A 13515-nucleotide genomic window follows, 5' to 3' on the forward strand; every position below is an offset into this window, starting at 1 on the left:
TGCCATGACCGAAGCCCTGTGGCGCTTGTCCGCCGCCGACCTGCACCGCCGCTACCGCGAGGGCAGCCTCACGCCGCTGCGCGTGGCGCGGGACTGCCTGGCCCGCCTCGAAGCCGTGAATCCGCGCATCAACGCGGTGGTGGCGCGGCGCGACCCGGACTTCCTGGCGGAAGCCGCGGCAGCGACGCTGCGGTTCGAGCAAGGCGCGCCGCTGTCGGCAGTGGACGGCATCCCGATCACCGTGAAGGACAGCCTGTTCACGCGCGACCTGCCCACGACCTGGGGCACACCCGCGCTGCGCGATTACCGGTCGGCGCACGACGAAACGGCCGTCGAGCGTGCGCGGGCGGCCGGGGCGCTGATCGTCGGCAAGACCAACGTGCCCGAGTTCGCGCTGGAGGGCTACACCGCCAACCCGATCTTCGGCGTCACGCGCAACCCGTGGGACACGCGGCTTACGCCGGGAGGCTCGAGCGGTGGCGCCGTGGCGGCGGTGGCGAGCGGCATCGCGCCGCTGGCGATCGGGCAGGATGGTGGTGGCTCGATTCGCCGGCCGGCGTCGCATGCGGGGCTCGTCGGGCTGAAGCCGACGCTGGGTGAGGTGGCGCGCGAACACGTTCTGCCGAGCCTGTTGCTCGACTTCGAGGTGATCGGGCCGTTTGCGCGCACCGTTACCGATGCCCGGATGCTGTTCAACGTGATGCGCAACAGCGGTCATGCCGGACTCGACCCGGCATCCAAGGCACCGCGCCGCGATGGATCCCGGGTCAAGCCCGGGATGACGGTGCTGTATGTCGAACGCTTCGGCGATGCGCCGCTCGATCCGCAGATCGCCGCCAGCGTGCGCGCAGCGGTCAAGGTCCTCGAAGATCTTGGACATCGCGTCGAAACAGGCCCGCTGCCCGTCGACCTCGCCTTCTACACCGAAGCCTGGCCGCAGATCGGGCAAGCCGGATTGGCAGCGCTGTTCGAGCAGCACCCCGACTGGGCCGCGCAAGCCTCGCAGAAGTACCGCGACATGGCAGCCCTCGGCAGCAAGATCCCGGCATCGCGCCTGTGGCAGATCCTCGAGCACGTGCGCGAGCTGCGCCGCTCGACGCGCGCGCTGTTCGAAGGCATCGACGTGGTCGCCTTGCCATCGGCGGCCGCACTGCCCTGGCCCGCCGAACTCGCCTACCCCGACAACATCGACGACCAGCCCGTCGGCCCGCGCGGCCATGCCGTCTACACGGGCTGGGTGAATGCGGCCGGCCTGCCCGGCCTCGCACTGCCCTGCGCGCCCTCGCGCGAAGGGCTGCCCATCGGCATGCAGCTCATCGGCCCGCACGGCGCCGACGACCTGCTGCTGGACCTGGGCGTTGACTACGAATCCAAGAACCCCTGGGCCCACCGCTGGCCCGCCCTCTGAACACCCTGGAGACAAGACATGAAACGACGTGAGTTCCTGCTCGCGGCGGGCGGCAGCGCCGCCACGCTCGCCACCCCCGCCCTGCACGCGCAGGCCTGGCCCTCCGGCCCGATCCGCATCGTCGTCGGGTTCCCGCCCGGCGGCGGCGCGGACGCGCTCGCGCGCGTCGTCGCACTCAAGCTGCAGGACGCCTGGAAGCAGCCCGTGGTCGTGGAGAACAAGGCCGGCGCCTCCGGCACGCTGGCCGCCGAATACGTGGCGCAGCAGGCGAGCGACGGCACCACGCTGCTGCTGACCACCATCAACAGCCATGCGCTCGCGCCCGCCGTGTTCCCCAAGCTGCGCTACCACGCCGAACGCGACTTCGTGCCGGTGGCGTTGCTCGGCCTCACGCCCAACCTGCTGATCGCCGGCGCCTCGCAAAGCGCGAAAACGGTGAAGGACATCGTGGCGCTGTGCAAGTCGCAACCCGGCAAGGTGACCTTCGGCTCCGCGGGGCCGGGCACCGCGCAGCACTTCGCGCTGGAGCTGTTCAAGCTGCGCTCGAAGGTGGACGCGCTGCATGTGCCTTATCGCGGCAGCGGCCCGTTGCTCACGGACCTCGTCGGCGGGCAGATCCAGTACAGCTTCGAGACCATGGCCGCCGCCACGCCCCACGTGCAGTCGGGCCGCGCGATCGCCATCGCGCAGACGCGTGCGAAGCGCGTGAAGGCGTACCCCAACGTGCCCACGATGCAGGAGCAGGGCTTTGCCGGTTTCGAGACCTTCAACTGGTACGGCCTGTCCGGCCCCGGCAAGCTGCCCTCGCCGATCGCGGCGCGCATGAACAGGACCGTGAACGAGGTGCTGGCCCTGCCCGAAGTGCGCGAGAAGTTCGACGCGTTCGGCGTGGAAGACGGCGGCGGCACTCCGGAAAAGTTCGGCGAGCTGGTGCGCACCGAGATCGCCAAGTGGGCGAAGGTGGCGAAGGAAGCCAACGTGCGCGTGGACGCCTGACCGCGATGCTCGCCGGCATCCCGATCGACTTCTGGCTGTTCGCGCTCACCCTGCTCGGCGTGGCGGTGCTCCACCACCACACGCTGGCGGTCGCGCTCACGGGCGCGGCCGCCATCGCCACGTACAAGCTGCTGTTCGGCGACTTCGCGGGCGTGCCGGGCTTCGCCGGCCTCGCCGCGCTGTTCGGCCACGAATGGGTGACGCTGGCCAACCTGCTCGGCCTGCTGCTCGGTTTCGCGCTGCTGGCGGACCACTTCGAGCGCAGCCGCGTCACCGAGCTGCTGCCGCGCGTGCTGCCCGACGACTGGAAAGGCGGCTTCAGCCTGCTGCTGATCATCGCCGTGATGTCCAGCTTCCTCGACAACATCGCGGCCGCGATGATCGGCGGGGCCATGGCGCACGCGCTGTTTCGCGGCAAGGTGCACATCGGCTACCTTGCGGCCATCGTCGCCGCCAGCAACGCGGGCGGCGCGGGCAGCGTGGTGGGCGACACGACGACCACGATGATGTGGATCGCTGGCGTGCGGCCCGGCCAGGTCTTCGAGGCGTATGTCGGGGCCGCTGTCGCCATCGTGTTCTTCGGCGTCATCGCGGCGCGCCAGCAGCACGCGCTGCAGCCGATCATGCGCGACAACCCCGTCGGCGTGCGGGTCGACTTCGCGCGGCTGGCCGTCGTCGCGCTGATGCTGGGGGCCGCCATCGCCACCAACGTCGGCCTCAACATCACGCACCCGCAAGCGCTGTCGCGCTGGCCGGCGATCGGGATTGCCGTGTGGGTGGCCTTGCTCGCCACCGCCGGCTGGCGCCGCCCCACGTGGGCCTTGCTGCCGGGCGCGTTGAAGGGCAGCATCTTCCTGTTGGCGCTGGTGTTCTGCGCGGCCATGATGCCGGTGAAGGCGCTGCCGGCGGCGTCGTGGCAAAGCGCGCTGGGGATGGGTTTCGTCAGCGCCGTCTTCGACAACATCCCGCTCACGGCGCTGGCATTGCGCCAAGGCGGCTACGACTGGGGTTTCGTCGCGTACGCGGTGGGCTTCGGCGGCTCCATGCTCTGGTTCGGCTCTTCGGCCGGCGTGGCGCTGTGCAACATGTACCCGCAAGGCCGCTCCGTGGGCAGCTGGCTGCGCGGCGGCTGGCATGTCGCCGTCGGCTATGTACTCGGCTTCATGGCGCTGCTCGTGTTGCTTGGCTGGGCGCCCGATGCGCCGGCCATGCGCTGACGCCGCCATGCTGATACGCTCGTCATCGCAACAAGGAAGAACAATGTCCGAGCCGACCCCTGAAACCGCGCGCACCCAGGTCGCCGACGCCCTTCTCGCTGCGCGCCGCGCCAGGCGAACCACACCCGCGGCCGCGGTTGCATCGCTGCTGCAATGGGCCGAGGACGCCTATGCCGTGCAGGACCTCGTCGCGCACGGCCTGGGCCAGGGCCTGTCGCGCTGGTGGAAGTCCGGCGGGCCGTCGCGCAATTCCACGCTCACGCATGCGATGCTGCCGCCCTCGGGCATCCTGCAAAGCCCCGCGGATGCGCGCGGCCTCCACTTCAACTTCCGCAAGATCGAAGCCGAGGTGGCATTGCGCCTCGGCCGCGACGTGAGCGCCGAGGATGCGAAGGCGCTGCAGCCCGACACGGCCCGTTCGCTCGTCGACGCGATGACCGTGTCGATCGAGATCGTCGATTCGCGCTGGACCGAAGCGGGTGACGCTCCGGCTCTTTGCAAGCTCGCGGACCTGCAGTCCCATGGCGCGCTGGTGCTGGGCGAGTGGGTGCCGTTCGAGGCGCGAGACTGGGCGAAGCAGCATTGCGAGGTGAAGATCGGCGCGCAGCACCTCGAGTTCACCGGCACGCATTCCCTGGGCGACCCGGTCTGGCTGCTGCCGATCTGGTTGCGCCATGCCACGCGCGATGGCTCCGTGGTCGAAGCCGGCACGGTCGTCACGACCGGCACGTGGTGTGGCATGCCGCTGGCACGCCCGGGCGACCTCGTTCAGGTGCGCTTCGAGGGCATCGGTTCGGCAAGCGTCCAGCTCTGATCGCCTGTCATGCCGGGCTCGATCCGGCATCCATCGCTGCAAGGCGCAGTGCCACCTGCTCAAGCACCGGCCCCCACGTGCGTGTGGCGTCCTGCCTGAACAACCGCACCCCGGGATACCACGGGCTGTCCTCCCGCCCCAGCATCCACCGGAAGTCCGGCACCGCCGCAAGCATCACCCACGTCGGCCGCCCCAGCGCGCCCGCAAGGTGCGCGACCGCCGTATCCACCGACACCACGACATCCAACAACTCGCACAGCGCCGCCGTGTCCGCGAAGTCCGCGATGTCGTCGCCGAAGTGGCGGACGTTGCCAAGCGCGCGCCCATCCTCCTCCCGCAATTCCTTCTGCAGCGAGATGTACTCGAACCCTTGCGGCAGCACCGCCGCCAGTTGCGCCAGCGGAATGCTGCGCTCGCGGTCCATGCGGTGCGTGGGCCGCCCGCTCCACACCAGCCCCACGCGAGGTTTCGTGCGCGGACCGAGCCTCGCCGACCACCGCTGCACCTTGGCCGCATCGGGTTGCAGGTAGCGCTGGGCCGCGGGGATCGTCCGTAGCGTCGTGCCGAACGCGAGCGGCAGCGACATCAGCGGGCACTGGTAGTCGAAGGCCGGCAGCGCACTGCCACGCGCGATCACCTGTACCCCGTTCATTCCGCGCAAGACGGGCACCAGCACGTCCGGCACCTCGAGCACGACCCGCGCGCCCTGCTGCACGAGCAGCGGCGCATAGCGGCAGAACTGGATCGTGTCGCCGAGCCCCTGCTCCGCATGCAGCAGGATCGTGCGGCCCCGCAGCGGCGGCGCGCCCAGCCACAAGGGCTGCGCGAAGTCGCGGTACTCCGCGCGGGTGGACGTTGCCTTGCGCCGCCACTCGTAAAGCTGCCAACCGACCTCGAAGCGCCCCAGCAGCAAGTGGATCAACGACTGGTTCCACCACGCATCTGCGTAGTTCGCATCGATCGACGTGGCGCGTTGCAGCGACGCGAGCGCTTCGTCGAACCGGCCCATGTCGTGCTGCGCCGCGCCCAGGTTGCTCCACGCCTCCGCGTACGCCGGGCGAAGTTGCAGTGCGTGCAAGTAGCTCGCCACCGCATCCTCCAGCCGCCCCATCTCCTGCAGCGTGGCGCCGCGCGTGCACCACGCATCGGCATACGCCGGCTGCAGCCGCACGGCCTCGTCGAGCGCGGCCAGCGCCGCATCGAGCTGCTTGAGGCCATGCAGCACCACGCCACGGTTGTTGTGCGCGACCGGGTCGGTGGGCGCGAGCGCCAGCGCCTGGTCGTAGCTGGCCAGCGCCGCTTGCGGATGGCCCAGCAGTTTGAGCGCGACACCGCGGTTCACGTGCGCCTGCGCATTCGCGGGGTCGAGCTCGATCGCCTTGTCGTAGTCCCGCAGGGCTTCGTGCAGGCGGCCCAGCTCCTTGAGCGCAACGCCGCGGTTGTTGTATGCCCCCGGTAGCCGCGGCTGGACCTCCAGCGCCTGCGTGATGAGGGCGATGGCGCCCGTGTAGTCGCCACGCTGCAGGGCGATCGTGCCCAGCAGGTTCAGCGCGTCGAAGTGGCGCGGCTGCTCCTGCAGGATGGCCTCGTACAAGGCGCGCGCTTCATCGAACCGGCCCTCCCGGTGCAATGCCAATGCGCGCTCGAATGTCCCAGTCATGGGGCGGCATCCTACGACGTCCATGCCCCTGCTTCGGCAACATCCCAACCGTGGCCAAACAAGAGCTTGACGACGATGTCTCGTTGCCGGTCGATCCGCGCGAGGCCGCGGAGCAGGCCGGGCTCATCTACGTCTCTGACGAGCAGCCCGGCATCCGCCGCGAGAAGAAGGGCGACGCGTTCGTCTACTTCAAGCCGAACGGCGACCCGGTGACGGACGAGAAAACCCTGGAGCGCGTGCGCAAGCTCGCCGTGCCGCCCGCGTACACCGACGTGTGGATCTGCACCAAGGCGAACGGCCACATCCAGGCCACGGGGCGCGACGCGCGCGGCCGCAAGCAGTACCGCTACCACCCGCAGTTCCGCGAGGTGCGCGAAAGCACGAAGTACGAGCACATGATGGCGTTCGCCCGTGCGCTGCCCGCGATCCGCGAGACGCTGCGCAAGCACATGGCCCTGCGCGGCCTGCCGCGCGAGAAGGTGCTGGCCACCGTGGTGCACCTGCTGGAGACGACGCTCATCCGCGTGGGCAACGAGGACTACGCGAAGGAGAACAAGAGCTACGGCCTGACCACGCTGCGCAACCGGCACGTGAAGGTGGAAGGCACGCAGCTCAAATTCCAGTTCATGGGCAAGAGCGGCAAGAAGTGGCAGCTGCAGGTGCGCAACCCGCGCGTGGCCAGGATCGTGCGGGCTTGCCAGGAACTGCCGGGGCAGGAGCTGTTCCAGTACTTCGATGAAGACGGCGAAGTGCAGCGCGTGACTTCGTCGGACGTCAATGCCTACCTGCGCGAGATCACCGGCACCGACATCACCGCGAAGGACTTCCGCACCTGGGCCGGCACCGTGCTCGCCGCGCTCGCGTTGCAGGAGGTGGAGAAGGTGGACACGCAGGCCGCGCAGAAGAAGAACATCAAGGCCGCGATCGAGCGCGTCGCCTCGAAACTGGGCAACACGCCCACGATCTGCCGCAAGTGCTACGTCCACCCCGAGGTGCTGCAGGCCTACATCGAGGGCGAGCTGGCGCTGGAGGTGAAGCAGCGCGCCGACGAGGAACTGCGCGAGCACCTCGCCGAGCTCAAGCCGGAGGAGGCCGCGGTGCTGGCGATGCTCGAAGCGCGCCTGAACCGCACGCTGGAAGGCTCGCTGAAGGCGAGCCTCGCGGCCGCACGGGCTGGCGCGAACGCGCGCACCGGTTCATGATCGCACCTGCCGCACCGCGCGGCAGGGAGCCACACCACGGGCGCACTGCGTGTCCTGCTTGCGCTGTTCCTCTGGGCGCCGCTCATGGCGCCGGGCGCCGCTGCGGCCGTCGATGTCCCGCCCTTCACCGCGTTGCTCGTCGACGAAACCGCCACGCTCAGCGAACCGGACGGACAAAACCTGCTCGCGCGGTTGCAGGGCATCCAGTCCTCGGGCCGGGCGCAGGTGGCGGTCCTCGTCGCGAAGGACGCGCGCGGGCTGCCGCTCTCCGATTTCTCGCTGCGTGTCGCCGAAACCTGGAAGGTCGGGCGCGCGAAGAAAGATGACGGCCTGCTGGTCGTCGTCGTGCCCTCGCAGAACGCGGCGCGGCTGGAGGTCGGCTACGGCCTCGAAGGTTCGATCCCCGATGCTGTCGCTTCGCAATGGATCGCCGAACTGCTGCCCGCCATGAAACGCCGTGAGCTCGCCGAAGGCCTGGGCGACCTCCTCAGCCGCGTGGAAGGCGCGTTGCCGGTGCCGCAGAACACGGCCAAGCGGTCGACGGAGAACATCCTCGACCAGCACCCGGAATGGGGGCTGCCTTTCGCGCTCGTCATCTTCTCGCCGTTCGCGCTCTTTCCGCTGTTCTTCGGCCGCTGGGGCGCGCTGGCGAGCGCGCCGCTGTTCGCGGGCATGGTCGGTGGCGCGGCGTGGACGTTCTGGGAGTCGCAGCTGCCGACGGCCACCGCCGCCGGCATCGCTTTCGTGCTGCCCATCGCATGGTCGCTGAACCACAACAGGCGCGCCAGCGATCCTGCGTGGCTGCGCTGGTTCCGCGACGCGGGCAACCTGGCCGCGGTGCTGATCATGTTCAGCATCCTCTCGGTCTTCATCGGGGTGGCGCTGTCGGGGCAGCGCGAGGCGACGTGGACCGCAACCCTGTTCGCGGGCGCGATGTCGCTCGGGCTCTTCGTGTTCCTGTTCCCCGGGCGGCCCGCGTACTACGCGATGCTGGTGCTGCGCAGCTACATGCACTTCGCGTTCCTGCTCGCCATCGCCTACCTCGCACTCGTGCCCATCCACCCGGACCCGACGCGCATTGCCTTTGGCATCGCCGGCGGCCTCACGTCGCTGATCGTACTGGCGCTGTGGTGCGATGCGCACGAGGCGAAGCGCGCGTCGCTGTGGATCGTGGCGCTGGTGCTGCTGGCCATGCTGCCGCTTGGGGCGCTGCTGATGCTGCAGGCCGCGCTCGGCGAGGACTTCGACACGCAGGTGCTGCAGCTGGCAGCCGGCGGCGGGTCGATCGGCGCGGTGCTCCTGTGGGCGGCGCGACAAGGGTTCTTTGCGGCTTTGTCGCTGGGCCTAGGTGGCCGCTTCGGCGGGGGCGGCGCGGAAGGGCGGGACTGAATCGTGCAGAATGCGGCTTCCAAAAAACAAGCAGTGAGACAGCATGAAGTACCTTGCAGTTGCTTTCCTCGCCCTCTTCCTTTCCGCTTGCGCCACCCAGGAAACCGCCTCCAGCGGCACCAGTGCCGGCACCGGCAAGGACTGCGTGAAGCGCACAGGCTCGAACCTCTGCTCCTGACCGGGCGCTGCCGTTCGCGAGCATTACCATTCCACCCATAACTGGTGGCTCGCGCAATGAACGCCTCGCTCGAAACGTTGCTGCGTGATGCAGGCGTGCTGGCGCCGTCGCAATGGCGGCAGCAGGCCCGCATCGGCCTCGCGCTGGTCGAGCGCGTGCGCCACCTGCTGGAAGACGAGCAGGTGATCGCCCTCCTGGGCGAAGCCCAGGGCTGGCTGCAAGGCGACGCAAACCGCGAGGACCTGCAAGCCCTCGCCGGCCGCGCGGCCGCGCTCGCCCGTTCCCACCCGGGCTCGAAGAACATCGACGGCGCGGCACACGCGGCCGTCTCGGCGACACACGCACTGGCAGCGGCCTTGAAGCCCGACGTGATGGACGCTGCCAACTACGCCGCTTACGCGGCCGTCTACGCCTATGCCGCCTCGGCCGTGACGCAGCCCGAAGCTTTCACCACCGAACACGCCACGCAGGTAGCCACCGCAGCTAGACTGCTTGCGTGACACGCCACGACGTCGCGGTCTGCATCGGCCGCTTCCAGCCCTTCCACAACGCGCAACTGCACCTGCTGGAGCGCGCGCTCACCATCGCGCCGAAGGTCGTCGTCGTGATCGGCTCCGCGTGGCAGGCGCGCACGCCACGCAACCCGTTCACCTGGGAAGAGCGCGCGCAGATGATCCGGCTGGCGCTGCCCGAGGCCGAGCGCGAGCGCATCCACTTCGTGCCGATGCGCGACTACTACGACGCGCGGCGCTGGGTCGGCGAGGTCCAGGCCGCGGTGGCGCACATGGCCGGCAACCCCGCCGCACGCATCGCCCTCGTCGGCCACCGCAAGGACGCGACCAGCGACTACCTGCAGGACTTCCCCGGCTGGGCGCTCGTCGACGTGGGCTACCTCGGCCCCGTGCACGGCAAGGCGCTGCGCGACGCGTACTTCACCGCAAGCACCGTCGACGCCGCCCTCGCCGCGATGAGCAGCCAGCTGCCGCCGAGCACGGTGGACGTGTTGCGCGCGTGGGCCGCGCTGCCCTTCCACGCGCGCATCCGCGAGGAATGGCTGGAACTGGCGAAGGAACACGCGCAGTGGGCGAACACTCCGTACCCGCCCGTGTTCGTGACGGTGGATGCGGTGATCCGCGTTTCGGGCCACGTGCTGCTGATCCGCCGCGGCCACGCGCCGGGCAAGGGCCTGCTCGCGCTGCCGGGCGGCTTCATCGAACAGCGCGAGACCGTTTACCAGTCCGCCGTGCGCGAGCTGGCGGAAGAGACCGGCTTCGAATTGCTGCACAGCGACATGCAGCATGCGCTGAAAGATGTGCGGGTTTTCGACCATCCGGACCGCAGCCAGCGCGGGCGTGTCATCACGCACGTGCACTACTTCGACCTGGGCGAGCGCCGGCTGCCCGAAGTGCACGCCGGCGACGACGCGCGCGAAGCGAAGTGGGTGGCCATTGACCAGCTGGCGGCCCTGGAAGACGAGTTCCACGACGACCATTTCCATATCCTCGACTCGTTCTTCGACCTGACTTCCACCTGACCGGCGGCGCCGCTGCTTAAAAAGCAGGCACGGTGACAAACCCCTTGTTAGTCGGGCCTTCGCCCTCGCAAGCAACCGCTTTTCCACAATCTTTTCCACCGCGGCTGTGGGTATTCTTCCTACGCGGCGGCGAGACGAACGCCTACGCCAATCGTTTCACGTCCGGTGGTTTCGTTACGTGGTGGTGTTGCAGCGCGGCAGCGCGCGGGGCGCCGCTCGGCGGCTGCTATAAACGCCGCCATGCGATTTTTCCCTTTGTACTGCGGCGTCGTGATGCTGGCCGGCTGCGCGCCGCCGCCGCTGCCGCCCGCGCAGACGGCCAAGGGCACCGAAGGTGCATCCGTGATGCTGGCCGCCCAGCCGGCGCGGCTGAAGGCCAAGCTGCAGGCGAGCTCGAAGGCCGAATTGAAGGAAGGCGGCTGGCTGGAGCTGCGTGTTTACGCCAATGAACGCGAGTGCACGAAGGACTCGGTTGCGCGGCAGGGCGCGATGGGGCCGGGCTTCAGCACCCTGCTGAATTGCGAAGCCGACGTGCCTGCGTCCACGCCCTTCACCTTCCGAGCCGAGCAGGAGACAAAGGACGGCGTGACGCGCGAGGTCGTGATCGAAGCCAGCTACGAGTACGCGAAGAAGTGATGCGCCTCATGGCACGTTGACGTTGTGGTAACGCTCGACCTGGCAGGCGAATGACGCTTCGCTCACGGTGCAGGGCGACACCTCGGCCTGCTGAGGCGGCGGCAGCGTGGCACAGCCGGCGGCGAGCGTGAGGAGGAGAAGGCAGAGGTAACGCATTGGTTTCCTTTCGCCGCGTGCCGGCAGGCGAACAGTACCGACAGCGTAACGCGACTGGGGCCGACCGTGTGCGCGGTATGCCGGCCGCACGATCAGGCAAGAAGCCAGGAGCCTGCCATGTCTGATCGTTCCTTCCCGCAGAGGCTCGCGGCGGTTGCCGTCACCCTTGCTGCCGCTGCACTTGCGTCCGGGTGCGCCACCCCCGATCCATCGACCGAAGCTTCGGCCAGGTGCGAGCTTGCCGTTTCGCGCGAAGCCGCCGGCGGGCAGCGGATCGAGGAGTGCCGGATGTGGAGCCTGACGCCGAGCGCGCGGCAGCGGTATTACTCGGAGCAGAGCCGGCACCTGGACCCGTATTTGAAGCAGGGGGCGACGGTGCAGTGGCCTTGGAGCAAGCCGTTGTGAACCTCTTGGGCACTCGTAATCAGGTATCCAGAGAAATCCAATCCCAGTCTTCGTCCGCGAAGCACCATTCCAGCGCCCTGCGCCGTTCGAGGACGACATAGTCAGGCAACAACGGGCCGACTTGCTCACCGGTCAGCTGCGCGTGAACGTAGAGCCAGTTCAGGCAGTAGTAGAAGTCAAGCATGACGACGCACTGGTCGGCGGGCCGCAGTTCCACGCGGTTCATCCAATCGCGTGCCGGTTCCATCTTGCGAAGGTCAGGAAGGAGCGTGACCGCGTCGCCCGGCGCCTCGGAGTGAGGTTGGAATCGCGCTGTCTTGCCCAACATCCAGCAGAACATCCAGATCGCTTCGGCGCGCGTGTGGAAACCTTGTGCTCCGGGATCCGCGCTCTTGAGGAGCCGCTGCTCCGCCTTCGTCAATTTGCCTGACAAGCCATTTTCCAGGAGCCATTGCCTGGCAGCGCTCACTGGAAATCCGTAGCTCACAGCGCAACACGCGTGCAGGACAAGCGCGCGGGCGGCAATGTCCTCTTCGGACCTGCAAATCGTTGCTCGCTCGAGAACCGGCAGTGAGGCCGGAGCCTGGACGTAGCCAAGCTCCCGAAGAGATTTCAAGCTGGCCTCGCGAATCGAATTCAGTAGATGACGACTACGGCTTGGCGCTTTTCCCATATCCATCTACGGATACTCAGAAGACGTCCAGAGCGTTCTCAGGAGCGGGGAGTTTCAATGCGGCGAGCAGTTCAACCGGGGTCTGTGCGAGACTAATGTCATGAACCAAGGCAGCTAGTGCGCGCTCATCCTCGATGCCGAGGTTCTCTGCTGAGTGGCCCTCCTCGAGGCAATGGACGACGAGAGCTTTGATCTCCTCGAGCGTCATATTGACTGGCGACGAAAGATCGACGTCGATTCGCCAAGCGGATGTCAAACGGCTCAGGAGCCGTCGCCCGAACGATTCGCCCCAAGGCCCGAGCACTGAGATGCGCTCCACACGCCTCACTTTCCCATCGCGAGCCAAAATGATCGCGTCACGATAGCCCCGGGATAGTTCGCTGCGAGTGGCTTGGGCTCGTGTCAAAGCGACGGAACTCAGAGGGAAGAGTTCCTTTCGCTCCGGCAGCAGTAATAGCAGCGTCTGCTCTTTACCGGCGGCAAGAACATTCATCTTGAGCTCCTGATGTGGTCGCACTCCCGACAGTTACCATGCCGCCGAGCAGCAACTCCGGGGCCCAAGAGGGGCCTCCCAGCCAAGCAAGTTCCGGATGTCTCGCAAGCCAGTTGTTGAAGCCAGCGGAAATCGGGTTCGTGTTGAACGGCTGATTTTTCATAACGTCCGGAACGTTCTTCCCGATTCCTTGGTTCCTCTCGAAGAGCCAGTGATGGCGCTGCTCGCCTGGTCGTGGCATTTGAATACCGCGCCGATTCATCCATGACCTCGTCGCGTCCCAAGTATGGCTCCCAACCGTCTTGAAGCGGAAGGCCCCCTTGCCCAACGCATTTAGCAAGCCACCGCCGACCATGCTCAATCCGACGCCCGCCCAGTCTACACATCGAAGATTGCCGTCATGCTGGTAAAGCTGCCACCCAAGGTCGGCGGCCGCCAGAATTACTCCCCACGCAATCAGGCCGTCGGGATCCACATTCGCGAGGGTATTCCCATCGGCGTAGGGATACCTGTTGGGGCCACCCTGCAGCCCGATGCGATCCGGCTGGGGATACCTGCCCATACTGGCCATGTAGCTGCGGTAGTAGTTGTAGCAAAGCGTCGATTCCTGCTCGCAATATTGGCCAGGAAAACAGAAGTGGCTCCGCTTGTCTGAACAGCTTTCCCCGATTTTTAAGTGGATTCCGTGCGGGTTGCCAACGGTGCAGAGATGTCCACGGCGGCGGGCGTCGCTTGCGACGAACGCACGACGCGG

General features: G+C 67.7%; 16 protein-coding genes. 11 read left to right on the plus strand and 5 right to left on the minus strand.

Translation table 11 applies throughout. The features are described from left to right. The first annotated feature begins 4 nt into the window (after positions 1-4). Genes H8R02_RS29010 through H8R02_RS29025 form a run of 4 tightly spaced genes read left to right on the plus strand, consistent with a single transcriptional unit; the run spans position 5 to position 4435 of the window. Positions 5-1408 (plus strand): amidase, encoded by a 1404-nt coding sequence (locus H8R02_RS29010; RefSeq protein WP_187085353.1) that lies wholly within the window; start codon positions 5-7, stop codon positions 1406-1408. Between the two features lie 18 nt (positions 1409-1426). After that, the gene (locus tag H8R02_RS29015) at positions 1427-2404 is read left to right on the plus strand and encodes a Bug family tripartite tricarboxylate transporter substrate binding protein (protein WP_187085355.1); all 978 of its coding nucleotides are present in this window, start codon (positions 1427-1429) and stop codon (positions 2402-2404) included. Positions 2405-2409: 5 nt separating this feature from the next. Further along, on the plus strand, positions 2410-3621 hold the full coding sequence (locus tag H8R02_RS29020; RefSeq protein ID WP_187085357.1) for a citrate transporter: 1212 nt from the start codon (positions 2410-2412) through the stop codon (positions 3619-3621). Between the two features lie 43 nt (positions 3622-3664). Further along, positions 3665-4435, plus strand: a complete 771-nt coding sequence (locus tag H8R02_RS29025; protein WP_187085359.1) for a fumarylacetoacetate hydrolase family protein — start codon at positions 3665-3667, stop codon at positions 4433-4435. 7 nt (positions 4436-4442) lie between these two features. Here the strand turns inward: H8R02_RS29025 and H8R02_RS29030 are convergent, their stop codons facing one another. Further along, positions 4443-6095 (minus strand): tetratricopeptide repeat protein, encoded by a 1653-nt coding sequence (locus tag H8R02_RS29030; protein WP_187085361.1) that lies wholly within the window; start codon positions 6093-6095, stop codon positions 4443-4445. Between the two features lie 50 nt (positions 6096-6145). Between H8R02_RS29030 and H8R02_RS29035 the strand changes: the two genes are divergently transcribed. From H8R02_RS29035 to H8R02_RS29055, 6 genes are all read left to right on the plus strand, one after another. Continuing rightward, complete coding sequence (locus H8R02_RS29035; RefSeq protein WP_354004995.1) at positions 6146-7297, plus strand: DNA topoisomerase IB; 1152 nt, start codon at positions 6146-6148, stop codon at positions 7295-7297. An 84-nt stretch (positions 7298-7381) separates the two neighbouring features. After that, complete coding sequence (locus H8R02_RS29040) at positions 7382-8686, plus strand: TPM domain-containing protein (protein WP_187085364.1); 1305 nt, start codon at positions 7382-7384, stop codon at positions 8684-8686. A 43-nt stretch (positions 8687-8729) separates the two neighbouring features. Then, on the plus strand, positions 8730-8864 hold the full coding sequence (locus H8R02_RS30680) for a hypothetical protein (protein WP_255429626.1): 135 nt from the start codon (positions 8730-8732) through the stop codon (positions 8862-8864). Between the two features lie 56 nt (positions 8865-8920). Beyond that, positions 8921-9364, plus strand: coding sequence for a hypothetical protein (locus tag H8R02_RS29045; RefSeq protein ID WP_187085366.1), 444 nt, complete (start codon positions 8921-8923; stop codon positions 9362-9364). Then, a complete protein-coding gene (locus H8R02_RS29050; protein ID WP_187085368.1) occupies positions 9361-10398 on the plus strand; it encodes a bifunctional nicotinamide-nucleotide adenylyltransferase/Nudix hydroxylase in 1038 nt (345 codons plus the stop codon). Before H8R02_RS29045 ends, H8R02_RS29050 begins: the two co-directional genes overlap by 4 nt. Before the next feature lie 240 nt (positions 10399-10638). Beyond that, the gene (locus H8R02_RS29055; RefSeq protein ID WP_187085370.1) at positions 10639-11034 is read left to right on the plus strand and encodes a hypothetical protein; all 396 of its coding nucleotides are present in this window, start codon (positions 10639-10641) and stop codon (positions 11032-11034) included. Positions 11035-11040: 6 nt separating this feature from the next. Here H8R02_RS29055 and H8R02_RS29060 read toward each other — a convergent pair whose 3' ends face one another. Then, positions 11041-11190, minus strand: a complete 150-nt coding sequence (locus tag H8R02_RS29060; protein WP_187085372.1) for a hypothetical protein — start codon at positions 11188-11190, stop codon at positions 11041-11043. Positions 11191-11307: 117 nt separating this feature from the next. Here H8R02_RS29060 and H8R02_RS29065 point away from each other — a divergent pair, with 117 nt between their 5' ends. Next, a complete protein-coding gene (locus H8R02_RS29065; RefSeq protein WP_187085374.1) occupies positions 11308-11595 on the plus strand; it encodes a hypothetical protein in 288 nt (95 codons plus the stop codon). A 19-nt stretch (positions 11596-11614) separates the two neighbouring features. Here H8R02_RS29065 and H8R02_RS29070 read toward each other — a convergent pair whose 3' ends face one another. The 3 genes from H8R02_RS29070 to H8R02_RS29080 form a co-directional block, all read right to left on the minus strand. Beyond that, a complete protein-coding gene (locus tag H8R02_RS29070) occupies positions 11615-12274 on the minus strand; it encodes a DUF4272 domain-containing protein (RefSeq protein WP_187085376.1) in 660 nt (219 codons plus the stop codon). A 10-nt stretch (positions 12275-12284) separates the two neighbouring features. Then, entirely contained in the window at positions 12285-12761 is a 477-nt protein-coding gene (locus H8R02_RS29075) for a cupin domain-containing protein (RefSeq protein ID WP_187085379.1), read from the minus strand. After that, a partial coding sequence (locus H8R02_RS29080; protein WP_187085381.1) for an RHS repeat-associated core domain-containing protein occupies positions 12739-13515 on the minus strand: 777 nt, incomplete at its 5' end. The genes H8R02_RS29075 and H8R02_RS29080, both read right to left, overlap by 23 nt.

Origin of the sequence: Ramlibacter albus, assembly GCF_014297445.1 — a bacterium.
Classification (GTDB): domain Bacteria; phylum Pseudomonadota; class Gammaproteobacteria; order Burkholderiales; family Burkholderiaceae_C; genus Ramlibacter; species Ramlibacter albus.

Bases quoted from the DNA above. Each gene is read 5' to 3' on its own strand.
- H8R02_RS29060 (WP_187085372.1), bottom strand. From the start codon at position 11,190: ATGCGTTACCTCTGCCTTCTCCTCCTCACGCTCGCCGCCGGCTGTGCC.
- H8R02_RS29025 (WP_187085359.1), top strand. From the start codon at position 3,665: ATGTCCGAGCCGACCCCTGAAACCGCGCGCACCCAGGTCGCCGACGCC.
- H8R02_RS29040 (WP_187085364.1), top strand. From the start codon at position 7,382: ATGGCGCCGGGCGCCGCTGCGGCCGTCGATGTCCCGCCCTTCACCGCG.
- H8R02_RS29075 (WP_187085379.1), bottom strand. From the start codon at position 12,761: ATGAATGTTCTTGCCGCCGGTAAAGAGCAGACGCTGCTATTACTGCTG.
- H8R02_RS29020 (WP_187085357.1), top strand. From the start codon at position 2,410: ATGCTCGCCGGCATCCCGATCGACTTCTGGCTGTTCGCGCTCACCCTG.
- H8R02_RS29045 (WP_187085366.1), top strand. From the start codon at position 8,921: ATGAACGCCTCGCTCGAAACGTTGCTGCGTGATGCAGGCGTGCTGGCG.
- H8R02_RS29065 (WP_187085374.1), top strand. From the start codon at position 11,308: ATGTCTGATCGTTCCTTCCCGCAGAGGCTCGCGGCGGTTGCCGTCACC.
- H8R02_RS29010 (WP_187085353.1), top strand. From the start codon at position 5: ATGACCGAAGCCCTGTGGCGCTTGTCCGCCGCCGACCTGCACCGCCGC.
- H8R02_RS29015 (WP_187085355.1), top strand. From the start codon at position 1,427: ATGAAACGACGTGAGTTCCTGCTCGCGGCGGGCGGCAGCGCCGCCACG.
- H8R02_RS29055 (WP_187085370.1), top strand. From the start codon at position 10,639: ATGCGATTTTTCCCTTTGTACTGCGGCGTCGTGATGCTGGCCGGCTGC.
- H8R02_RS29030 (WP_187085361.1), bottom strand. From the start codon at position 6,095: ATGACTGGGACATTCGAGCGCGCATTGGCATTGCACCGGGAGGGCCGG.
- H8R02_RS30680 (WP_255429626.1), top strand. From the start codon at position 8,730: ATGAAGTACCTTGCAGTTGCTTTCCTCGCCCTCTTCCTTTCCGCTTGC.
- H8R02_RS29070 (WP_187085376.1), bottom strand. From the start codon at position 12,274: ATGGATATGGGAAAAGCGCCAAGCCGTAGTCGTCATCTACTGAATTCG.